This window comes from Paenibacillus sp. FSL R5-0749, from assembly GCF_038595085.1.
Taxonomy (GTDB): domain Bacteria; phylum Bacillota; class Bacilli; order Paenibacillales; family Paenibacillaceae; genus Paenibacillus.
Map to the genome: position 1 here is coordinate 422,919 of NZ_CP152005.1, position 22,151 is coordinate 445,069.

Sequence of the window (22,151 nt, forward strand, 5' to 3'; positions counted from 1 at the left end):
TCCGGGGGAATCCGAGGTAAGGAAAGATCATCGGTTGCATCCTAGAGGAACAATTGTGATTTGGTTCAAATGAAGCTTCACCTCCACTGGCGATTGGGGTCGTTACGGAGAAAAAAAAGAAAAGCTGGCGTCCCATATATGGGAGTCAGCTTTTTGTGTTTCCGTGAAATTGTTCATGTGCCATATTCACTGGAGAGTATTGAATAGATCACCGAGTCATGAAAGCAACCTTTGTAGAACCAGTGCTCCCGTAATAGCCCCTCACGCTGCATACCGATTTTCTTCATAACATTCTCCGAAGCCGTGTTGTGTGGGCGACACTTGGCGTAAATCCGGTGGATGCCGAGTTCGTTGAAACCGAAGCCTAGTATAGCGCTGGCTGCTTCGGTCGCATAACCTTTCCCTTGGTAAGTGGGATTAAGGACGTAACCAATCTCTGCATTGGTTTTCTCCATCACGTGAATACCTACTCCGCCAAGAAGAGTCCCATCACTTTTTAAGCAGATCGCCAGCTCATAACCTTCTCGTGGTTGTGTCTGCTGCATGTCCAACACAAACTGCACGTACTCTCGCGTATCTTCTTCCGTATTCGGTCCCCACGCCGTATGCTGAGTGACTTCTGTCATGGATGTGTAGCTATGTATACTTTCCCAGTCTGTCTCCAGAATATCCCTGATGATGAGTCGTTCGGTCTCCAATTGCATCGTTGTCCACTTCCTTCATATTTGAATAACTTACTGTACATTGTACAACAAAAAATAGCCCGTAACAGATTCAACGAATGAATCGGTCATGAGCCATAATGTAGATCTATGATATATGGAATGCTATTGTGGTTGTTTACATTGAACTGCGGGATAAGTATAAGCCAGCTTGCGGATAATTTCCTTTTGCCATCTCGTATCACCCAGATTGGTTGCCAGGTTCAGAAGATCCAAATAATCGTCAAGCTGCAGATCAGCCTTTTGCAGAGTTGTATTCATTCGATGTTCGTTCCCCTTTATCTATAAAATCGTAAAATCATATGCAGTAGAAAGTTACATGGAGACAAGTTCAAGAATGATAATCATTATCACGTTTATATATTCATTATGCAATGAACGCTGGCAAAATGCAATATCAAGTCCGTCACGAATTTAACTTTTTTCTGAAAATAGGCTCCTCCACATCACATAGGGAATGTACACACCGAGATATGCAGACGGATACAGGAACCAGCCATTCATCAGGAATTGATGAATTTCGGTGGTGAACGTGGTCATATGAGCATTCGTTGCATACACATCACCAGCGATGACAGTTGCGGCACTGTAGAAGCATAGCAGCGCAAGGATATGAAATAGCCTCGTAACCATTCGGGAACGAAGAGCAACATAAGCCATAATTAGCGGGATAACTAACAAGAGCACCAAAAATATCAACTTCATCATTGTTTTACTCCTTTGGAAAGTGGAATTCTAATGCTAATCAGTATGGGCAAATGGATGCCATCTCAAAACTTTTTCAATAATTTTACAAAAAGATAGAGGAATTCAGCATATGAACAATTAAATTAAAGGAGGATAACCCATTATCAGGTAATTTGGAGGAGGAGAAAGGGAATATGAAGAAGGCGTTATGGCAGCATTGGATCGGGGCATTCCTGGTCTTTATCATGATGGCAACCGCACTGCTGGGGCCGGGTTCGCAAAGTCCGGTACAAGCTGCAGCACCCCTTACGGTATCTCAGGCCATCGCTGCCCAGAGCGGTGGAGGAACAGCGACGGTTGAAGGAATCATTGTTGGACATGCTACCGGGTCACTTACCGCAAAGTTTACATCTCCGTATGCCAATGATTTTAATGTTCTGATTGCCGATTCAGCGTCAGAGCGAACCAACGCCAGATTATTGGATGTGCAGATTCCCGCTTCTTTCCGTTCGCAATATGGACTGGCTACCAATCCTAATCTTGTAGGCAAAAAGATCATTGTCACCGGAACCCTCGGAGCCTACAACAGCTATGCAGGAGTCAAAAACCCAACGTCCATTGCATTTTCCTCCGGAACAACGAACCCTGATCCAGAACCGAACCCAGGCACAACATTACCGGATGGTACCGGCAAAAAAGTATTGTTCGATAATACCCATGCCCAGACAGCAGGTGCTGCCGACTGGATTATTGACGGGGCATTTTCGGATTTTGCCAATGGTTTGCGCAACGCAGGCTTTGTCGTGAATCAGCTGGAACGCAGCATTCCGTATACATTCGGTGAGCAAGCCATCACCTATAATAAATTGAAAGATTACGACGTCTTTGTCATTGGCGAAGCCAACGTGCCGTTCAAAGCGACAGAGCAGGCTGCGCTGGTGCAGTATGTGCAGAACGGAGGAAGTGTTTTCTTCATCTCCGACCACTATAATGCAGACCGTAACAAAAACCGCTGGGATTCTTCCGAAGTATTCAACGGCTATCGCCGCGGTGCCTTCCTGAATCCGGCCAAAGGCATGTCTTCGGCTGAAGCAGAATCACCAGCGATGCAGAGTGTGACGAGTTCAGACTGGCTGGCGACGAATTTTGGTGTACGTTTCCGCTACAATGCCCTTGGAGATGTAAATGCATCGGATATCGTTGCACCTGCTCAATCCTTCGGTATTACGGCTGGTGTTAATGCTGTAGCCATGCATGCGGGATCCACCGTTGCAATTATCGACCCTAACAAGGCCAAAGGTTTGGTGTATGTACCAAGTGGTGTGTCCAAGTGGGGCAATGCTGTCGATCAGGGCGTATATAATGGTGGTGGACGAGCTGAAGGGGCCTATGCCGCCATTGCCAAGGTTGGTGCGGGCAAAGCTGCATTTATTGGCGACTCTTCACCTGTGGAAGACGCTACGCCGAAATATTTGCGTGAAGAGACCGGTGCGACCAAAAAGACCTATGATGGATTCAAAGAAGTGGACGATGCAACGTTCCTTGTGAATACCGTAAAATGGCTGGCGGTCAAAGAGAGTTATACCAGTCTGGCACAAGTGCCAGGACTGACATTGGATACGGCCACAAGCCTGCTCTCCATGGAAGCTCCGGCTGCATCAACCGAGCCGCAACTTGAGCCATGGGCTGCACCTGCGGCGGGATACAAATGGTATGATCCGACTACATTTAAGACAGGTTCATACGGAAAAGCACAATAAGTCATATAGACTTCAAATCATCATGCCGAATAGGGCCTGACCGTGAAAGTTTGTTCGCGGACAGGCTCTTTTTTGCTTGTTATGCCAGATGCATTCACGACCATGATCAGCCCTTACTGCCCTGTCATTGTATATATACTTGCTCCTGGGGGGAAGGTATGGGTATTCAGGATGTGTGCGAGGCATTAATCGAATTAAAGGAGGAGGCGACGTATGATGAAACGGCAAGCAGACTGTGACAGTTCCTCGATGAGACAGAAGCTCAAAGCGGATCTCCATCGTGTAGCAGAACGGATGAATCTGACGTTATCCCGGTTTGACAATGACAGTGCCTGTCTGCTGGGGCAATTTGCAGAGATTCGAGCGGAAATCAAGCAGATTGAGGTGCTCGCCTCTTCGTTTTATCTGGATTGTTATCTGTCGCCCTTTACCGAGAAGTTTGCCGAATTAACTTCGAGCGTACAACATCTATCTGATCGGAGATATGGGGCGTTGATTGTGATCGAACGTGAGATTCCGTTGGAGTCGATCATTCATTCAGGCGTGGCCGTGGATGCCAGAGTGACACATGCGCTGTTGGAATCCTTGTTCATTCCCGGTGCACCATTGCATGACGGGGCCGTATTGATTCGTGGCAATCAGATTGTATCCGCTGGTAATGTGCTGCCGTTGTCGCAAGCGGAAGTGCATGAACGAAAAATAGGCACTCGACATCGGGCTGCACTGGGACTCAGTGAATTGACGGATGCGGTTGTACTGGTTGTCTCTGAGGAGACGGGACAGGCTTCATTCGCGGTGGATGGAGATCTGCATCCGATAAATGTGGTTGAGACGTTATCCTAAATTTGAACGATCAAGTGGCCTACTTGGGGCGATTAAGATGATGCTGTTGAGGGAAGTGTGCCTTTCTCCTGTAAGAGAGAGAGGTTTTTCTATTAATAGACGATAAAATATAATCTGAAATTCGACAGCTTTGCCCTCGCCATATGAGAAAGATCGATCGATGCTTCTCTAACATTGCGATGTGATTTTGCACAAACTGGGTATTCATGGGTACAATAGAGGATGGTCGATGAATAGAGAACAATGCGAATGAATCGCAAAAATGGTTGGAGGAGACGGTTAGCACATGAGTTGGTTTGAAGCAATGGAGCATCACGATTATGAGGAACTGGTTCTGTGCCAGGATCGAAATTCAGGGTTAAAAGCAATTATCGCCATACACGACACAACACTCGGCCCTGCGTTGGGAGGCACACGGATGTGGACTTACGCTTCGGAAGAAGCAGCCATTGAAGATGCGCTGCGCCTTGCCCGTGGTATGACATACAAGAATGCAGTATCCGGCCTGAATCTGGGCGGCGGCAAAACCGTTATTATCGGAGATCCAAGGCGTGACAAAAACGAAGCGATGTTTCGTGCGTTTGGACGATATATTCAAGGGTTGAACGGACGTTATATCACGGCCGAAGATGTGGGAACAACGGAAGAGGACATGAACCTGATCTATCAGGAAACCGATTATGTGACAGGCATCTCGGCAAGTTATGGTTCATCCGGTAACCCATCACCTGCAACGGCTTGGGGTGTATATCGAGGGATCAAGGCAGCAGCCAAAGAAGCATTTGGCACCGATCTGCTGGAGGGTAAGACGATAGCGGTTCAAGGTGTCGGCAATGTGGCGATGCATCTGTGCAAATATCTGTATGAGGAAGGTGCACATCTGATCGTTACGGATATCCATAAAGACGCGGTGAAACAGGCTGTGGATCGCTTCGGCGCAACAGCTGTTGATCCCGCGGATATCACGAGTGTGGATTGCGATATCTATGCACCATGTGCACTGGGCGGCACGATTAATGACGATACGCTTAAGACGCTCAAGGCGAAGGTTGTAGCGGGATGCGCCAACAATCAGCTTCTGGAGACCCGTCATGGGGATCAGTTGTATGACATGGGCATCGTATACGCGCCTGACTATGTTATCAATGCAGGTGGCGTAATTAACATTGCAGATGAGCTGAATGGTTATAATGCGGATCGGGCGTGGAGCAAGATCGGAGAGATCTATGCCACTCTGGAGAAAATATTCGAAAGCTCACGTACCGAGGGCATCGCTACCTATGTTGCTGCAGATCGTCTGGCTGAGCGACGGATCGAACAGATGAAGAATACACGCAGTACATTTTTGCAGAATGGCCACCACGCGCTGAGTTCCCGGAGATTGCGCAAGTAAACGGTATTGAATCTTTATTAAATCTGTAAACGGTCTGTTAGATAACGGCAACGTCCATTTCTAAGATGGATCGTGTCGTTCTAACAGGCCATTTTTTATGTTGTTATCAGATATAAAAAAATGAAAAACAGTGGCAATATCTCCCTAATAGATCAATTCCACTATGCATTTTTCCGATAATGTATATACATCGTTTAGATGCAGATGGTTCAGGGAAGTGGGGAGAAGTGAAAATGGGGAAAAGACAAGGGGTAGCGCACAGGCTTAGAAATGTGTCGCTTAAAATCAAGCTGCCGATCATGATCAGTGTATTGGTCGTTTTGGTACTGCTCGGTGCAACGACCACAAGTTATATGATTTCATCTGATGTTGTGGTCAGGAAGAGCAAGGATGAGATTAATGTAATGGCTGACCGCCTTGGGGAAGGGCTTTGGACAGCGATGCAGCTTCAGCAACAGATGAGTCATGCGATGTCCGTACATAGTACGTTTAAAGAACTCTTGAAGTTGCGTGATACAAACGAAATGACAGATGAGACCTTTTTTACAGATGAGAATCCATATTTCAACAGAGCGAATACAATTCTCACCGAGAGTATATCTGACACAATAGGCACCAAGCCGGATCTGTTCGTGTTTGACAAGGAAGGAACCATTGTGGCAGGAACCATGCCGGATGTCATTGGACAGCCACGAGGAGACCGTGAATATTTCAAGGAGTCCATACAGGGGAAATCCTTCATCAGTGATGCCATCGTGTCGAAGAATAGCAAGAAGCTGATAATTGCATTCTCGGAGCCTGTCATGGATGAAGAGGGTAATATTCTGGGTGTGTTCGCCATGTCGGTGGACAGCAACTTTTTCCTGGGGCAACTGGGGGACATCCAGATCAATGGTCAAGGCAGAGTTGAAGTATTGAGCCGAAGCGGCATCATTATGTATGATTCACTGGACCCTTCCATTGTGGGACAAACGTTGGAAGAGGACAAGGAAGCCACTGAACTTATGGAGGCCAGAGCCACCGACAAAGTGAAGATCACTTCGATGGATCGAGATGATATCTATTATCGTATCAATCAGATCCCTGGTGCAGATCTCTCCGTTGTCATTATTGATGATTATGATGATATCAAACGCCCATTAGAGGATATGCAGCGCCAGATGATTATCGTGACATTGATCGGAGTTGCACTGGCGATTGGCGTAGGATTGCTAATTTCTCGCAGTATTACGAGACCCATCATTCGTCTGATCGGGCTGTTCAAACAGCTTGCTCAAGGGAATCTCACTGTTAAGGCCAATGGCAGATATAACAGCGAATTCAAGGATCTCGCGGAGAGTTTTAATGGCATGGTGGAGCAGAACAGGAACCTGATTACCGATATGAATAATTCGATTCATGTGCTCCAGGCCAGCACTCAGGAATTGGAGGAGACATCCAAACAGACATCCAGATCCATTGATGAGACATCGGCGACGTCCATGGGCATTGCGAAGGCGATGGAGGCTCAATCGGAAGATACCGAGCAGATTGCAGGCAAATTCAACAGCTTTGGCGATAAAGTGGCTGCCATGAACAGCAGTGCGCAGGATGTGAAGGCAAGAGCGGATGAGATCGAATCGGTTTTCCACAACGGGAATGAAGTCGTCAATGAATTGATGCGTATTAATGAGGTCAACGAGCGGGAAGTGGAGAAAATCTCGGAGATTACGGTCAAACTTCAAACGAGTTCGGGCAGTATTAGTCAGATCACGGAAGCGATCAGCCAGATCGCGAAGCAGACCAATCTGCTTGCATTGAATGCTTCAATTGAAGCATCACGGGCTGGGGAGCATGGCAGAGGATTTGCGGTTGTGGCCGAGGAGATCCGCAATCTGGCAGAGCAGAGTTCCCGCCAGTCCAAGGAAATCTCCAGCATTATCGAGCAGAATCTGGCCGATGTCGCCGAGAACAACCATAGTGTTGCCGAAATCCACACCATCTCGTCCAGACAGGATGAGCTTGTTTTGCAGACTCGTCAGGCGTTTGATGTGATTCTGGAGAAAGTAATGGTCATTAATCAACAGATCGCCACGATGGCAGGACAGATGCAGGAGATGTTGCAGAATAAGGATGACGTACTGGAGTCAGCACATAGCTTGTCGGCTTCAGGAGAGCAGGTATCTGCTTCGGTTGAAGAGGTAACAGCAACCATGATGGAGCAGTCTTCCACGGTGCAGCAGTTGGCAAACATGGTCGATACGATCGATCAATTGACGCAAAAACTGGCCGAATCGGCTGCAAGATTCAAGGTGGAGTAAGCGTTAATTGTAGATGGTATAGAGGGGAAAAGTAACGACGAGGATGTCCCATAAGTCATGAATATGACGAGGGACATCCTCATTTAGTTTGATTTTGTTTTAATGAACCTGACACACGCTATTCGCTCCCATTTGCCCAGATCTGAGAACTAACGAATCACAGAGACGCTATTTCGTCGATTCACTGTTTTTTTTAGGTTTGGAAGCCCTAGTATGACGAAATAGCGTTAGTGAGGTTCGTTAAATCTTGCAATCGTTGATGATTTGCCTTTTAAGGTGCGGTAGGTTCGTTAGCACTTGGAGCGAGACGGTATTCCTTCTGGGACAGCCCCTTTTGCAACCAGTCCCCTGTCTCCTGCCCCCATCTAAGTTATGCATGATAAGGGCATTTTTCCGTGTGATGTGTTGGGGTATAGTCCGCATCTATCAAAACGTAATGCACTTCTGATTGAGTAGCTTCATGAATTGATCCAGCGCACTGCTGACATAACGATCCTCCCCGCGGACAAAGGTTGTTGTGGTATGAGTATAACGATCTGCGAGATCAAATACGGAAAAATCATCCGGTTTCTTGTGAATAACGCTGCACGGCATAATGGTAAAAGCAATGCCAGATTCCACACAGCTGAGCAGGTTTTCCATCGTACTCACTTCGATGATATTGCGTGCGGACAACCCTTCTTCCTGCAGGAATTCTTCGGTCATTTCACGATACGGACAGCCTTCGGGGAAAACGACCCACGATACCTGGCACAGGCTCTCAGGTGGTGCGTCTGTCTTTTTGGAGATGATATGAACCGTGTCCTGCATCTCGTATTCCACCTTCAGACCTTCCTTCACACAAGCCCCGCTGATAAAAGCACCATCAATCTCATAGTCCTGTATTTTCTTGCGCAGTACTTTGGGTGAAGTGGCGTTAACGAGTGAGATGGATACCTCCGGGTAGGTTATCTGATATTCATTCAGAATCTCCATAAAGCGGCTGGATGCCGCAGTTTCCACAATGCCGATTTTTAGCGTGCCAGAAGGTTCTCCGGGATCGGTCATATCCTGCTTCAGATCGTGCAAAAGGTTATGAATGCGTGAGGCGTATTCAACGAACTGTTCTCCTTTGGAGGTCAGTACAACACCTTTGGGAAATCGGTTGAACAACTGGATTTGATATTCCTGCTCCAATTTTTTGATGCGTGTCGTGACATTGGATTGCGCGTAATTCAGTTCTTTGGCGGCCTGTGAGATTTTGCCTGAACGTGCCACCGCGAGAACAATATCGATATCAGAAAGTTCCATGCTGTATCCTCCCGAGTGTGGATTAACTTACATTGCTTCCGTAGATATTCATGTTAGGTATCTCTCTGAGAGATACAACTATATATTACAATCATTTTACGATATATCAGAGCAGCCGTACAATATCCCTAATGACAAAGAGAGTAGGGATATGACATGGATAAGATGAATACACGTACAACACTATTAAGCCCGGTGACAATTCATCAATGGAAGTTAAGAAACCGAATGGTGATGGCACCGTTGACCCGGGGATTTGCGGATGACCATAAGGGGACGGCGACGGATGAGATGGTGGCGTATTATGAGCAGCGTGCACAAGATGGCGTGGGACTGATCATTACCGAGGGCATTAACCCCAACCTGGCAGGCAAAGGCACTTATGGCATCCCCGGCTTATATACAGATGAACAGACGACTTCTTGGAAAAGGGTAACGGATGCTGTTCACAGACATGGCGGCACCATTATTGCTCAGCTGTGGCATGTCGGCAGATTGTCCCATTCTGATCTGATCGGAACCGCTCCACTGGCGCCTTCCAGCCTTGCGGCAGAGGGAAGAGTGCATAAGCTGCATAAGCCGTATCAGATTCCCCAAGCGATGAGTGCACAGGATATAGCGGATACGATTCAGCATTTTCAGACGGCAGCACGCCATGCGGTTCTTGCAGGGTTTGACGGAATCGAGCTGCATGCTGCGCATGGGTATCTGATCGACCAGTTTATCAATGAGAAGACCAACCACAGAACAGACGAATATGGAGGCGACGCTGCGGGCAGATTACGGTTCCTTCGAGATATTATTTTGGCTGTAAAAAAAGAGATCAGTGTGGATCGCATATCGGTTCGATTCTCCGAGAAAAAGGATGATGATGCATCCTATGCATGGGCGGACAAAGCTGGAATGATCGATGCATACCTGAAGTTGTTCCGCGAGACGGGAATTACGATTTTGCATCCCTCAACAGATCATTATGCGAAAGCGTGGGAAGGGGAGAAGTCCTTTCACGAGCGGATTCGAAGTCAGTGGGATGGAATTATTATTGGTGTGGGGAATCTGGATGTTCAGACCGCAGAGCACGCGATTGCTAAGGGAAGCGTAGATTTGGCTGCGTTCGGCAGACTATTTATCTCCAACCCTGATCTGGTGCAGAAATTGAATGCTGGTGAGCCATTGGTGGAGTATGATGCAGCTAAGCATCTGCCCATGTTGGTGTAAAAGGGAAAAACCGATTCAAAGAAAATCAAAAAAAGAATGAACGCTACTGACATACTGTTGGCAAGAACGTCCTTGTATGATCAAGGTATACAAATACTAAGGAGGACATTACATTATGTCAGCAATTGGACCCGATTTCATTTCACTTCAAGTGAGCAATCTTGAGAGCTCTGCCGAATTCTATCAAAACTATCTCGGACTGGTACGCTCACAGGCGGGACCACCTCATGCGGTGGTCTTTGATACCAAGCCTATTACATTTGCTCTTCGTGACCTATTGCCAGGAACCGAACTCCGTTCAGGTACTCAGCCAGGACTTGGTATCGCCCTGTGGCTTCATGCCCCGGATACGCAAGACATTCACGACAAGCTTGCTGCGGCAGGCGTTAAGATTACATCTGCACCCATAGATGGACCATTCGGGCGAACTTTTACATTTGCCGACCCAGACGGGTACCAAGTTACCCTTCACAGTAAAGCCTAATACGCAGATGTATCCATCTTAATCACAGTGATACCTTGCTCTGTCACAGAGAGCCAAGTGTTGATTACCAAATAAAGGGCAGCACTGATCCTTAGGATCAGTCTGCCCTTATTTGGTCGTTCGAATTAAACGATACATTCATTTCTATTCGTTGCTGACGACTACAGCTTTCTTTTCCGTAAAGTAATACACCAAAGCGAGCAGCGGCATGATCAGGCCAATCAGCGTTGTGAGACTCCAGCCTCCGTTAGCATAAGACCAGCTTCCAAGAGATGAACCAATCGCACCGCCAACAAAAAAGATCGACATGAATATGCCATTCACACGCCCTCTCGCTTCACTTCCTAAGGAGTAGATAATGCGTTGACCCAGCACCAGATTTCCCGAGACAGCCATATCCAATGTAATTGCCACGATCACAAGCAGGATCAATGCAAACGTGGAGTGGCTCTGGAATACATAAGCCAGACCAAACGAAGCTGCAGCGATGATCATGGCAGCCCCCGTGAGAATACGCGTTAGTCCGCGATCTGCCAATCTCCCGGCAATGGGAGCGGCAATAGCACCTCCGACACCAGCCAGGGCGAACCAGGCAATGCCTTGCTGTGACATGCCGAAATCGTTCGCGAGTCTGAGTGGAACCGTCGTCCAGAATAAGCTGAAAGCACCAAACAGACTGGCTTGATAGAACGCCCGACGGCGTAACAGAGGCATCGTTCTGAACAGTGTGCCCAACGACACGATTAATTGACCGTATTTCAAGGTGGGTTCAGGTTGGCGAGCAGGAAGAGCACGGGATAGGAGCAACATGAGAAGTGTTATGACAATGGCGGAGAATACAAAGACCGTCTGCCATCCGAAGAGGCTGGTGATAAAGCTTGCGACAGGACGGGCCAGCATGATGCCCAGCAGCAGACCGCTCATGACATTGCCGACAACCCGTCCGCGTTGTTCCTCGGAAGTAAGATATGTCGCATAGGGTACCAGAATCTGAGCGACCACAGAACCTATACCAATGAACAGAGAGGCAGTGAGAAATACAACAGCAGTGGGCGAGAAAGCCGCAGCAATCAGGGCAACAACCAGTACGATGAGGAAAAGCACGACCAGGCGTCGGTTCTCAATAATGTCACTGAGCGGCACGATGAATAACAAACCAATAACATAACCAATCTGAGTCAACGTTACGATCAATCCGGCAGCGGCAGAAGAAAGGCCCGTGGTCATGCTAATCGGTCCGATAACGGTCTGAGCATAATACAGGTTTGCCACGATCAATCCACAAGCGGATGCCAGCAAAAAAATAATCCAGGCAGGTACAGGTGCCTTCTTCACTTGTTGTCTCATATCCATCTTAATCATCCTCCACAGATTTCATATTCGTATTGAAAATTCGATATTCCAGATAGATCAACGGGTGCTGTTTAAAATGTTAATTACTAAACGTTGTGTTCACTAATTAAAACATATAATAAACTAAACGTTTAGTATTGTAAATAGACTAAACATATTTTAATGAAAATTTAAATGAGGATATAAAAATGAGCGAAGAGTGAATTGTGTGTACGCAATGCATTTTAGTATAATGAACGTATCGTATTTATGAATATTACTGATGATAAAATATATTTTTTGCATCCAGGAGGGCTCAAGATGACTGCCAAAAGAGGACGTCCACGTAATATGGAAACCCAGAATGCCATTCTTAACGCATCCTATGAGTTGTTGTTGGAGCACGGATTCGGGGCTGTTACGATTGAGAAGATTGCTGAGCGCGCACAAGTGAGCAAAGCCACGATCTACAAATGGTGGCCGAGCAAAGGCGCTGTCATCATGGACGGATATATGTCTGCCGCAACGGCAAGATTACCCGTACCGGATACAGGCTCGGTATTGGAAGATATACGCATACATGCGAGTAATCTGGTTCGTTTTTTGACCAGTCGGGAAGGAAAAGTGATTACACAGATTATCGGAGAAGGGCAATCGGATGAAGGGCTTGCCGAAGAATACCGCACAAGATACATCCAGCCACGTCGGCGTGAAGCTCGAGGAATCTTGGAGAAGGGCGTGGAGCGCGGCGAATTGAAGAGTGGGATAGACATTGGAATGTATATTGATCTGATCTATGGGCCGGTGTTCTATCGCATGTTAGTGACCGGTGAAGCGATGGATGATGCGTTTGTAGATGTACTGCTCCGTTCATTGTTTGAAGGTATTCAGTCCAATAAGTAGAAGAAGAGCGGTGATACAACTGGGAGGATGAGGGAAGAGGGTGATTCTTAGGAATCACCCTGGAAGGGATCACATGTGGGATATTGTACGTGGGAGAGTATTTAAACTTGGAATATAGGTGAGATGGCTGTGGGCCATGAGTCTGTAGCATTAGAGGATAGGAAGGATGCGTGCTGGGTTAACACCGGGGGTTCATTCCATACTGAACTAGGCAGTTCACGGCGTAATACAGGGGCCACTTCCTTGGCAAAACGCTCCACTTGCTCCAACTGCTCGCTATGCGTCAATCCATCTACGCTGATACTCAGCACCTGATGTCCGTAAGCGGCATGATAGTCCAGAATTTTCTCAATAACCTGTTCTGGACTGCCGATTAACGCAGGGCCACGTGCAATGTTATCCTCCAGATCGGTGAAGGGCGACTGGTTATGCTGTGCGGCGGCGGTGGCATGGAACGCTTCATAGTACGGCTTATAGCGACGAATGGCTTCTTCACCTGTATCGGCAAGGTAGAGACTGCCGGCACCAGAGCCAATCACTGCCTGCTGCGGATCATGACCATAATAATCGAGGCGCTCTCGATAATGATCGATTAACGCTTTGTATTTGGCCTGAGGGTGAAAAGAATTTGACGTGAAGAGCGGCTCGCCATATTTGGCAGCGAGTTCGGTTGAGACTGTGCTCGACGCGCTACCATGCCAGATTGGGATGGACTGCTGAAGCGGCCTAGGCCACGTGGTCACGCCCTCAAGCGGAGGGCGATACGTTCCCTGCCAGGTGACATTCTCTTCAGACCACAGCCGTTTTAGCAAATGATACCGTTCATCGAGTGAGTCCCATTGTTCCTCTTCGCTTATGCCAAACAGCGGATAGTGTCGAGGGTCATTGCCTTTCCCGATGATCATCTCCAGCCGTCCGCCTGATAATTGATCCAGTGTGGCATAATCCTCGGCAACGCGGACTGGATCAAGTATACTGAGAACAGTGACGGTGGTTAGTAACCGAATGCGTGTGGTTGCTGCGGCTATTGCGGTTAATACGACAGGTGGCGAAGAAGATAGAAAAGGTGCACCGTGTCGTTCACCGATTCCATAGGCGTCAAATCCCAGTCGTTCAGCCAGCTTCGCTTGCTCCAATATATTATGGAATTTCTGCTGAGTCGTCAGAGCCTCCCCGGTTACGGCATTAGGCAGATTCATCATGAGACTAAACAAGGCAAATTTCATCTGACCTTCTCCTTGAACTGAATTAATCGTATCTGTGTCGTATAATCCTATTGAAATAGTAGGATATGTAAGTTGCATTAAATGTATCATGTTCTCACGGATTCTTCTAATGGATTTTTTCTATAAGCAAAAATTCAGTTCAGGCCCCCTTGCACAGATGTGAAGGAAATTGCCACGATTTTTATTGACCGCTGTAAAATTTAGGATTAAAATTGTGCTTATCATATAAATTCAAAATTATGGATTTTCATTGTGGAGGTGGGATACATGGAACCTACAACTACGATACGCTCATATATTGAGGACTACATCAGGAAACAGGGGTACACCCTGCAGTATTTTGCCGATATATCAGGAGTTAACGCCGGAACGCTTAGTGCAATTATTAAGGGGACTCGGCCCATTGCTATGGCGCAATTGGATCTGATTACCCAAGGCATGAAGCTGGAAGAGGGGTACTTCTACGAGATCTATGGGGCTGAATGTTTCGTGGAATCGGCACCCCATTGGAGAAGACTGGAACCATTCCTGCAGCGCTGTGCCGAATTGGACAAGCTGGAATGTATTCAGAGGGTTATCCAGGAAGTGACCGATGATCGCTCGTATATCTCGGAGTTGTTTGAGATGGCTGAAGGCATGCTTGAGCGTGGACAGACGAAGGCTGCACGGATGTTGTACGAATGTGTGGCGGAGTGTGAGAAATATCAGCATTCGGAACGTCTCGCTCTCTGTCAGTATCGCATCTTCACGTTATCTCTCGGTCAGGACCAACACGAAAATCTGCGTGCAGCCGTACATTTTGAACCGTATATTAATCGGTTGGATGAGGAGAGGCAGCTGGATGCGATTAAAGACCTGGCGAATACATACTTGGCTCTAAGATACTGGGACAAGGTATTCACTTTGGCTGAAGATCTGGAGCAGAAAACTAACTTTCTTAACTCTTATAAAAAAAGAAAATCAGAAACTCAAAGAATTACCGTTTACCCTACCTTCGTATACTCCGCGTATTCTAATTTGCTGAGGGCAGCAGCATGTGACGGACGAGCAGAATATCCTGAAGCTCTTCAATATACAGAAGCATATTCAAAATTAATTCGTATTGATAATCCTAGTGAAGAGGATATTGTATTTATTAATAGATTCAATGGATGGGCACAGGTCAACAATTATCTATATCGCCTTATGATGGGGGATATAGATGTAATCTATTCGTATGTTCAGTACATTGAGAAAGATGAAGCTGAAATTTTGCCTGCGTTGGTAAAAATAATGGAAGCAGCTAATAATCACAATATGGATGTTGATTTTGTTCTCGATAAATTTGATCCATATATAATGATGTATTTTAATACTTATGGTTATATTGGTAGTTATAATGAACTTATAACCAACGGCAGATACATTGAACTTCTTAAAGAATTAACTATCTATCAACTAGATAAAGGCAGGTATGAACAAGGGTTTCAGCATTTGTTACACTGTATAGCTTCAGCTAAACATATGAAAAGCGAATCTGTGATTATACAATGTGTAGGCTTATTTGAGAGATTTAGAGACAGAGCTTCAACTGAATTGAAGAACAAGTATAGAAACTTAATCGAGGAGGTTTATAGTAATTATGAGAAAAAAAGCAGCTGTAATAGTAGTTTTGTTTAGTGCTGTTTTATTGTTTACACTGTATCCTCAGCCTGGCGCAGGCACGCCAGTGTTATATAGTACACATACACATGGCGGCGGCGGAGTGTAGTCGGTTCAGAGTGAAGTATAAGAGTTTGAAATGGTTTATTTCCTATTGGGAAGTAAGCCTTTTTATATTGATAACGTAGTTGGGAATTCTATCATTCATAACGAAAAGAGGATTTATCATTGCAGATTGATATTCAGAAGCTTTACGACAAATATATAACATTGGACATTCCTAATCCATTCAGTTTGGAGCAGATTCATGATCGACTAACTCAGAAATTTTACGCTGAGAAGGTAGATTTAGAGGCGTTTTCCGACTTGCGCAACGATCCTCATGCGGGATTTGATCAGGCGATTGCAGCTTATGTATTCAAGGATGAGAGGGGAACCAAGCAATTAATTAGCCTGAACAAGGATGAGGATATCCATGAGCCACTGGAGTTTGCATGGATCATCAATTCCACTGTAAGAGGGTTTTCTCTTCTATTAATTCTCGAAATCGAAGTATTTTATGGAATGCAAGAGAGTGAGATGACTCTTGGCAATCCACGTTTTGAGGAATATCTGATCCTACTTTATTTAACAGGTTACATTGAGTTTGAGAATGACTCTTTCATTCATCTGTTGCGTGCTCGTTATCGAGAGGGCTACAGACTTCGTTATTTTGGCATGCAGAATGGTGATGATAATTATCTATACGAATAAATTTGCTGTCGGATAAGGTTATTAACTTCTTTCTGGAGAAAGGTGCAAAAAGTACTAGGGTAAAATGCATAATATGTCCATGAATCAGTTTAACGTTAAGGATTCGAAAATCCTCGAATACGATATGTAGATATGCTCTCCATATATTTGCGCTACATCTTGTATTGATTAGAAGGTTTCATATCTCTATGCAAAATGCTTGATGTTGAAAGTATCTCTATGGAAATAAGCATTTTACCTTGCAAAGGAATATAATGTTAATTTTTTGGCAATGTATCCTAAAATATTTAAAAAAGAGGGGGTGCATGCTGTGAGTGAACCGAAACAGATCAGAGACCAAATCGAACAGAACAGGCATGAATTGAGTCGTTTGGCGGAGAATCATGGCATGCAAGACAACAAAGTCCTCCGACAGTCCATGGTGCTGGACGAGCTTATTAATGAATATAATCGATTCAAATATAAAAGCCATCTCGGCAACAGACAACCGATTGCATAATGCAGTCGGTTTTTTGGTCTAATTCAACCGAATTGTTTTGCTAGATTAACTCAGCGGATGTGTTCTATAGAAATAGCGTAGTCGACTGTAGCGATACAGTCGGCTTTTTTGCGTTCACCCTGATACCAATGCGCATAACTTGAAATTCCGTACCAATTCCAGGGTTGGCAGGATAGCGAATGATCATTAAAACTGGATATGATGACCCCAGTTATATCCAGATTGATCTGTGAAGGGGGCTCATACAATGATCGGGAGAGGGAGGGATGAACGGAAATGATGGACAAGGTACGCACTTTTTTCGGAAAAAACGTAAACCTGCGCACCAAGTTGCTCCTGTTGTTCCTGGCGCTGACGTTGCTGCCGCTAAGCTTGCAGGGAGTGATGAACTACAAGCATTTCTCACAGACGATGGATCGCAAGACCGAGCAGTTCACCATTGAACTGGTTCGCCAGATTAACGCCAATCTGAATCGGCTGCTGAAGGACTTTGAGCGGTTGTCGCTCTTGCCGCTATACGATCAGATGGTGCTTGGCATTCTGGGCAAATACAACGGTTCAATGGGGTCGGGTACATGGGCGAGGTCTGAGGATTATCTGAAAATGAAGCTCTATACCTCTGGTCAAGCTTATGACCGACCCGAGATTCGGGGAATTCATCTGATCAGCAACAGCGGCATCCTGTTCTCCAATCTCGATTCACTGGCAGTCAAGCCGGTGTGGGACAGCAGACAGGATGCCTGGTTTGCAGAGCTTGAACACTCGGAAGGGACGTGGCGCCTGATTCCTCCGCATGACCCCGGCTACTACACGGGCGTTCAGCAAGAATCGTATATATCGGTGGGCAGAGTGCTTCGAGATCCGGGTACGCTCCAGCAATTGGGGTACATTCTGATTGACATCCGTCTGGAGGCCTTCAGTCAACTGTTATCCAATTTGAATGTTGAGCAAGAGGCAAGCCTGATGATTGTAGACAGCAAACAGCGTCTGCTGTTCGAGCGAGCCTCGACCGGAGGAATGTCTGCGTACGACCAGTTGTTAATGCATGGACAGCTTCTAAGCTATGCAGGAAACCAAGAAGTTGTTCTGGATGGGCAGTCCTATCTCTACGTACAACACCATTCCAGCTATTCCGGACTTTCGGTGATCAGCCTTACACCTATTGCCGTGATTCATAAGGAGTCGGGTGAGATACTCACCTTCACCCTATGGTTCGCTGTATTGTGTATGGCGGCTATATCGATTCTGGCGGTGCTGTTATCCTATCGTATCACCCGGCCACTGATTCGACTGAAGCACCACATGATTCGGGTCGAGCAGGGAGATTTCAGCCAGCGGGTAGCACACTTCAGCAATGATGAATTCGGACAGATGAGCCGGGGCTTTAACCGAATGATGGAAGAGATTCATCGACTGTTCAATGAGGTGTTCCTGCTGGGCATTCAAGAGCGGGAGGCAGAGTTGTCGGCGTTGCAGAGCCAGATGAATCCTCATTTTATATACAACACACTGGAGTCCATTAATATGATGGCCATTCGCGAGAAGCATGCTGCGGTGTCGGACATGGTGACGGCGCTTGGCAAGCTGCTGCGCTATACGATTGATAAGGTGGACCGGATGGTTCCACTTGGAGAGGAACTGGCTTTTGTACAGTCCTACGTACGCATTCAGCAGGTACGTTACAACGGTAAGCTGGAGGTTAACTATGACATCGAAGAAGAGATAACGGAATGTGTGATTCCGAAGCTGATCCTGCAACCGCTGGTGGAAAATGCAGTCTACCATGGCATTGAAGGGCAGGAAAATGGAGGAGAACTCTGGATAACTGCCTTGAAATTCGACCATGAGCTGCTGATTAGCGTACGAGACAACGGTAAGGGTATGACTCAGGCGAAGATGGACGAGTTAAACGAATCCATAACAAAACAGCTTTCCAGTCAGGCATTACGTTGCCATGCCGGAGACAGTCTGGGGCTTAACAATATCGCCCAGAGGCTTCGCCTTATCTATGGAGAAGGTGGCAGCCTAAGCATTGATGGAAGTCCCGGGCAGGGCCTGGTGGTCACCATATCCATTCAACTTCTACCGAAAGGGGATTGAAGCGCATGTATAAAGTATTGCTTGTAGAGGATGAGACGGTTATCCGTCAGGGACTGAGGGAGCTGATCGTACAAGCGTCTTCTCAGTTTCAGGTAACGGGCGAAGCATCGAGCGGCACGGAGGCGCTGGATTTTCTGAGATGTGAAGTGCCGGATGTGTTAATCACGGATATCCGCATGCGTGAAATGGATGGATTAACTTTGGCAAGCAAAGCCAGAGACATGTACCCTGAATTGCTCATGCTCATCATTAGCGGTTATGGCGAGTTTGAATATGCGCGCAGAGCGATGGAGTTCGGGGTGTTGAACTATCTGTTGAAGCCAATCGATCGCTATGAACTGGCATTATGCATACAGAAGATTCAATTGTTGCTGGACCGCAGATATGGTATTTCAACCCTTTCGATCCCGGAGCCATCTGGGAAAGCAGAACATGCTAGTGGAGATACGCGCAAAATTATCCGAGATGTGAAGGAGCACATCAAGCAGCATCCTGATGGAGATTTACGGCTTCAGACGATCGCAGATCTCGTTCACTTAAACCCTACTTATTTGAGCCAGTTGTTCAAGAACGAAATAGGCATTAATTATTCCGAATACATCACGGAGGCACGCATGGAGCGGGCCAAGTGGTTGCTGATCAACACGGGTCTCAAAATCTATGATGTGGCACGGTTATCCGGGCATCAAAGCCCCAAACATTTCATGCTGGTGTTCAAGCAGCAGGTGGGATGGACTGCGGGAGAATACCGAGACCGATTCAGTATTTCTTGAAAAACCATACCATTTCTGAAGTTGACGTGATTTATAAGGGAACGAAGCTTTCGTTATACTTTGGTTGCACCTGTATACCACAACGTCCATAAGGGGGATTTCCATGAAAAAAGGAGGACTGATACTGATGCTTGTACTCATGATGGTGGCTTCAATCGCGTGCACAAGCTCCAATTCTGGCAGTGAACCTGGCAGTGCAGGCGGGGAGAATGGAGAGGTGGAGCTGAAGTTCATGATGTGGGGAAATCAGGCGCACATGGATGTATACAACAAGCTGATCAATGGCTTCACCAAGGAAAATCCAGGCATCAAAGTCACGATGGAATCCGTACCTTTCGCAGAATACCAGCAAAAAATTTCGGTGCTTGCTGCTGGAGGCTCTCTTCCCGATCTCGCCTGGGTATCGGAGCGAATGGTACCACAATTCAAATCCAACCACATTCTGGCCGATGTATCCGAGTTCAAGGATGATGCACAGTTTAAGCTGGATGATTACATTCCAAGTACGCTTGATCTATTCCGTGACGGCGACCAGCTGCTGGGGCTACCTTTCTCAACACCTCCGGTGGTCATGTTTTATAATAAAACGTTGTTCGACAAGGCCGGTCTGACGGATCCAAACACACTTGCCACCCAAGGACAATGGACATGGGAACAGTTCGAAGAGTCAGCCAAGGCGATTACAAGCAAGGAGGCGACCAACCGAATCTATGGCGCCAACTTTTTTCGCGACTGGAAGACCTGGGCGGTTCTCTCCTCCTATTCCTGGTCCAATGGAAGCGGTCCATTCGACGAAGGTATGACGAAGTTCACCTGGAACGATGCCTATGGTGTGCAGACTTTTGAATTACTGGAGCGCATGATGTTCACCGATGAATCACATCCGAAGGCAGGTGAGCAGGTCAGCTTCGATGCGGGTAATGTGGGCATGTTCTTCGATAACTACAGCTATGTTTCCAAGGCAAGGGAGATTACGGATTTTGAGTGGAGCATCGCGCCTATGCCTTCCGGTTCACAAGGCAGTGTACCGATGCTGGGGCAGGCAGGATATGCCATGTTCAACGACAGCAAACATCCCGAGGAAACGAAGAAGCTGTTGAAATATTTTGCCAGTGAGCAGGGGATTCAGGCGACAGCCACTTATTTTGTGCCTCCTCGTACTTCTGTTCTGAACTCGGACGCATTCATTCTTCAGCCGAATAACCCGAGCAAAGAGCATATTGTGCAGGCCGTCATTGATGAAATGCCGAAAGCGCGCTTAATTCCCGGCCATATCCGTTGGCAGGATATCGACAATGCGGTATTGCAGGGATTCGACCGATTGTTTGCCAAGACAGCGACAGCTGAGGATAATCTGAAACAAATGCAGGAAGAGATCCAAAGCATGCTGCAACCCTAAGTAAGTCGATCGAAACCGGAGGTGAGAATGATGGGCAAATTCAAAGAATTACTTGAGCGGAAACCGCTGTCCCTGGTGGTCAGTCTGCCTGAAAATGAACTTGCTTTGGCTCGGGCAGCCATGGAAGAGGGGGCTGATGCACTCAAGGTGCACTATAATGTCGGTCATCGCGCCAGCGGGAATCATTTTGGCCCATTGGACAGGTATGCCGAGGTATTTCGGGCGATTCGCAGTGAATTTGATGGTCCGCTTGGGGTCGTACCTTCCGGCAGTATAGATGGAGCACGACGGGAGGATGTGGAGCGCCTTGCTGGACTGGGTTTTGATTTCTATTCCATCTATGCACATCACTTGCCCTCCTTCATGCTGAGTGACTTGGGGCTGGACCCAACGTTTGCGATCAATGAAGAATATGATGCTTCCCTCGTAACATCGGCAGCTCACTTCGGCTTCACTGCTCTGGAGGCATCCATTGTACCTGGCAAAGAGTATGGTACACCGCTCAGCTTCGCGGATGTGCTCAAGTATCGCCGTCTGGTCTTGCAAGCCCAGGTTCCGGTATTGGTTCCTTCCCAGCGAAAGCTGGTACTGGAGGATGTTCGGGTGCTACGCGATACCGGGGTCAAAGCGATTATGCTTGGAGCGGTTGTGACAGGCAACACGAAGGAAGAGCTACGCAGGGCTGTGAACGGGTTCCGCAATGCGGTGGACAGTCTGAACCGTCCAGACTATATAAGTTGAACTAAAGGATTTTTACACTTGTACTCCGATGCCAGAACAACCTTCCGATTGCTGTTATCCCCAGATTTTTTTTGAATCCCTTATATA

At 46.8% G+C, this 22,151-nt stretch carries 20 protein-coding genes; 14 read left to right on the top strand and 6 right to left on the bottom strand.

What is annotated here, in order from left to right:
* Positions 1 to 173: 173 nt before the first annotated feature.
* From MKY85_RS02020 to MKY85_RS02030, 3 genes are all read right to left on the bottom strand, one after another.
* Entirely contained in the window at positions 174 to 704 is a 531-nt protein-coding gene (locus tag MKY85_RS02020) for a GNAT family protein (protein WP_339258458.1), read from the bottom strand.
* A 123-nt stretch (positions 705 to 827) separates the two neighbouring features.
* The gene (locus tag MKY85_RS02025) at positions 828 to 983 is read right to left on the bottom strand and encodes a hypothetical protein (RefSeq protein WP_017691064.1); all 156 of its coding nucleotides are present in this window, start codon (positions 981 to 983) and stop codon (positions 828 to 830) included.
* Between the two features lie 153 nt (positions 984 to 1,136).
* On the bottom strand, positions 1,137 to 1,430 hold the full coding sequence (locus MKY85_RS02030; protein ID WP_339239191.1) for a hypothetical protein: 294 nt from the start codon (positions 1,428 to 1,430) through the stop codon (positions 1,137 to 1,139).
* 224 nt (positions 1,431 to 1,654) lie between these two features.
* Here MKY85_RS02030 and MKY85_RS02035 point away from each other — a divergent pair, with 224 nt between their 5' ends.
* The 4 genes from MKY85_RS02035 (at position 1,655) to MKY85_RS02050 (ending at position 7,705) form a co-directional block, all read left to right on the top strand.
* Positions 1,655 to 3,169, top strand: coding sequence for a DUF6359 domain-containing protein (locus tag MKY85_RS02035; protein WP_339308780.1), 1,515 nt, complete (start codon positions 1,655 to 1,657; stop codon positions 3,167 to 3,169).
* A 213-nt stretch (positions 3,170 to 3,382) separates the two neighbouring features.
* Positions 3,383 to 4,012: a sporulation-specific diadenylate cyclase CdaS gene (gene cdaS / locus MKY85_RS02040; RefSeq protein ID WP_339258459.1), complete on the top strand. Its 630-nt coding sequence runs from the start codon at positions 3,383 to 3,385 to the stop codon at positions 4,010 to 4,012.
* 286 nt (positions 4,013 to 4,298) lie between these two features.
* A complete protein-coding gene (locus tag MKY85_RS02045) occupies positions 4,299 to 5,405 on the top strand; it encodes a Glu/Leu/Phe/Val dehydrogenase (protein WP_339258462.1) in 1,107 nt (368 codons plus the stop codon).
* A gap of 233 nt (positions 5,406 to 5,638) precedes the next feature.
* On the top strand, positions 5,639 to 7,705 hold the full coding sequence (locus tag MKY85_RS02050) for a methyl-accepting chemotaxis protein (RefSeq protein ID WP_342571652.1): 2,067 nt from the start codon (positions 5,639 to 5,641) through the stop codon (positions 7,703 to 7,705).
* Between the two features lie 426 nt (positions 7,706 to 8,131).
* Here the strand turns inward: MKY85_RS02050 and MKY85_RS02055 are convergent, their stop codons facing one another.
* A complete protein-coding gene (locus MKY85_RS02055) occupies positions 8,132 to 8,995 on the bottom strand; it encodes a LysR family transcriptional regulator (RefSeq protein WP_342571653.1) in 864 nt (287 codons plus the stop codon).
* A gap of 156 nt (positions 8,996 to 9,151) precedes the next feature.
* Here MKY85_RS02055 and MKY85_RS02060 point away from each other — a divergent pair, with 156 nt between their 5' ends.
* A complete protein-coding gene (locus tag MKY85_RS02060) occupies positions 9,152 to 10,213 on the top strand; it encodes an alkene reductase (protein WP_342571654.1) in 1,062 nt (353 codons plus the stop codon).
* A gap of 115 nt (positions 10,214 to 10,328) precedes the next feature.
* Positions 10,329 to 10,697, top strand: coding sequence for a VOC family protein (locus MKY85_RS02065; RefSeq protein WP_342571655.1), 369 nt, complete (start codon positions 10,329 to 10,331; stop codon positions 10,695 to 10,697).
* 144 nt (positions 10,698 to 10,841) lie between these two features.
* Here the strand turns inward: MKY85_RS02065 and MKY85_RS02070 are convergent, their stop codons facing one another.
* Positions 10,842 to 12,050: an MFS transporter gene (locus tag MKY85_RS02070; protein WP_339239198.1), complete on the bottom strand. Its 1,209-nt coding sequence runs from the start codon at positions 12,048 to 12,050 to the stop codon at positions 10,842 to 10,844.
* A gap of 300 nt (positions 12,051 to 12,350) precedes the next feature.
* On the opposite strand from MKY85_RS02070, the gene MKY85_RS02075 reads away from it, so the two are divergent.
* On the top strand, positions 12,351 to 12,932 hold the full coding sequence (locus MKY85_RS02075) for a TetR/AcrR family transcriptional regulator (protein ID WP_339258468.1): 582 nt from the start codon (positions 12,351 to 12,353) through the stop codon (positions 12,930 to 12,932).
* Positions 12,933 to 13,033: 101 nt separating this feature from the next.
* On the opposite strand, the gene MKY85_RS02080 is transcribed toward MKY85_RS02075, so the two are convergent.
* Positions 13,034 to 14,158 carry an LLM class flavin-dependent oxidoreductase gene (locus MKY85_RS02080; RefSeq protein WP_342571656.1) on the bottom strand — a complete coding sequence of 375 codons (1,125 nt, stop codon included), beginning with the start codon at positions 14,156 to 14,158 and terminating at the stop codon, positions 13,034 to 13,036.
* Positions 14,159 to 14,425: 267 nt separating this feature from the next.
* Between MKY85_RS02080 and MKY85_RS02085 the strand changes: the two genes are divergently transcribed.
* The 7 genes from MKY85_RS02085 (at position 14,426) to MKY85_RS02115 (ending at position 22,064) form a co-directional block, all read left to right on the top strand.
* A complete protein-coding gene (locus MKY85_RS02085) occupies positions 14,426 to 15,817 on the top strand; it encodes a helix-turn-helix transcriptional regulator (protein WP_342571657.1) in 1,392 nt (463 codons plus the stop codon).
* 210 nt (positions 15,818 to 16,027) lie between these two features.
* On the top strand, positions 16,028 to 16,552 hold the full coding sequence (locus MKY85_RS02090) for a pyruvate kinase (RefSeq protein ID WP_342571658.1): 525 nt from the start codon (positions 16,028 to 16,030) through the stop codon (positions 16,550 to 16,552).
* A gap of 310 nt (positions 16,553 to 16,862) precedes the next feature.
* A complete protein-coding gene (locus MKY85_RS02095; protein ID WP_339239207.1) occupies positions 16,863 to 17,051 on the top strand; it encodes an aspartyl-phosphate phosphatase Spo0E family protein in 189 nt (62 codons plus the stop codon).
* A gap of 276 nt (positions 17,052 to 17,327) precedes the next feature.
* Positions 17,328 to 19,151, top strand: a complete 1,824-nt coding sequence (locus MKY85_RS02100) for a sensor histidine kinase (protein ID WP_342571659.1) — start codon at positions 17,328 to 17,330, stop codon at positions 19,149 to 19,151.
* Positions 19,152 to 19,156: 5 nt separating this feature from the next.
* The gene (locus tag MKY85_RS02105) at positions 19,157 to 19,924 is read left to right on the top strand and encodes a response regulator (protein WP_339258474.1); all 768 of its coding nucleotides are present in this window, start codon (positions 19,157 to 19,159) and stop codon (positions 19,922 to 19,924) included.
* Positions 19,925 to 20,027: 103 nt separating this feature from the next.
* Positions 20,028 to 21,323 carry a sugar ABC transporter substrate-binding protein gene (locus MKY85_RS02110; protein WP_342571660.1) on the top strand — a complete coding sequence of 432 codons (1,296 nt, stop codon included), beginning with the start codon at positions 20,028 to 20,030 and terminating at the stop codon, positions 21,321 to 21,323.
* Positions 21,324 to 21,350: 27 nt separating this feature from the next.
* Positions 21,351 to 22,064, top strand: coding sequence for a hypothetical protein (locus tag MKY85_RS02115; protein ID WP_342571661.1), 714 nt, complete (start codon positions 21,351 to 21,353; stop codon positions 22,062 to 22,064).
* Positions 22,065 to 22,151 lie beyond the last annotated feature (87 nt).

Coding starts and splice junctions, on each gene's coding strand:
- MKY85_RS02085 (WP_342571657.1), top strand. CDS start 14,426: ATGGAACCTACAACTACGATACGCTCATATATTGAGGACTACATCAGG.
- MKY85_RS02055 (WP_342571653.1), bottom strand. CDS start 8,995: ATGGAACTTTCTGATATCGATATTGTTCTCGCGGTGGCACGTTCAGGC.
- MKY85_RS02060 (WP_342571654.1), top strand. CDS start 9,152: ATGGATAAGATGAATACACGTACAACACTATTAAGCCCGGTGACAATT.
- MKY85_RS02105 (WP_339258474.1), top strand. CDS start 19,157: ATGTATAAAGTATTGCTTGTAGAGGATGAGACGGTTATCCGTCAGGGA.
- MKY85_RS02075 (WP_339258468.1), top strand. CDS start 12,351: ATGACTGCCAAAAGAGGACGTCCACGTAATATGGAAACCCAGAATGCC.
- MKY85_RS02045 (WP_339258462.1), top strand. CDS start 4,299: ATGAGTTGGTTTGAAGCAATGGAGCATCACGATTATGAGGAACTGGTT.
- MKY85_RS02070 (WP_339239198.1), bottom strand. CDS start 12,050: ATGGATATGAGACAACAAGTGAAGAAGGCACCTGTACCTGCCTGGATT.
- MKY85_RS02020 (WP_339258458.1), bottom strand. CDS start 704: ATGCAATTGGAGACCGAACGACTCATCATCAGGGATATTCTGGAGACA.
- MKY85_RS02050 (WP_342571652.1), top strand. CDS start 5,639: ATGGGGAAAAGACAAGGGGTAGCGCACAGGCTTAGAAATGTGTCGCTT.
- MKY85_RS02030 (WP_339239191.1), bottom strand. CDS start 1,430: ATGATGAAGTTGATATTTTTGGTGCTCTTGTTAGTTATCCCGCTAATT.
- MKY85_RS02080 (WP_342571656.1), bottom strand. CDS start 14,158: ATGAAATTTGCCTTGTTTAGTCTCATGATGAATCTGCCTAATGCCGTA.
- MKY85_RS02025 (WP_017691064.1), bottom strand. CDS start 983: ATGAATACAACTCTGCAAAAGGCTGATCTGCAGCTTGACGATTATTTG.
- MKY85_RS02100 (WP_342571659.1), top strand. CDS start 17,328: ATGATGGACAAGGTACGCACTTTTTTCGGAAAAAACGTAAACCTGCGC.
- cdaS (WP_339258459.1), top strand. CDS start 3,383: ATGATGAAACGGCAAGCAGACTGTGACAGTTCCTCGATGAGACAGAAG.
- MKY85_RS02065 (WP_342571655.1), top strand. CDS start 10,329: ATGTCAGCAATTGGACCCGATTTCATTTCACTTCAAGTGAGCAATCTT.
- MKY85_RS02035 (WP_339308780.1), top strand. CDS start 1,655: ATGATGGCAACCGCACTGCTGGGGCCGGGTTCGCAAAGTCCGGTACAA.
- MKY85_RS02115 (WP_342571661.1), top strand. CDS start 21,351: ATGATGGGCAAATTCAAAGAATTACTTGAGCGGAAACCGCTGTCCCTG.
- MKY85_RS02110 (WP_342571660.1), top strand. CDS start 20,028: ATGAAAAAAGGAGGACTGATACTGATGCTTGTACTCATGATGGTGGCT.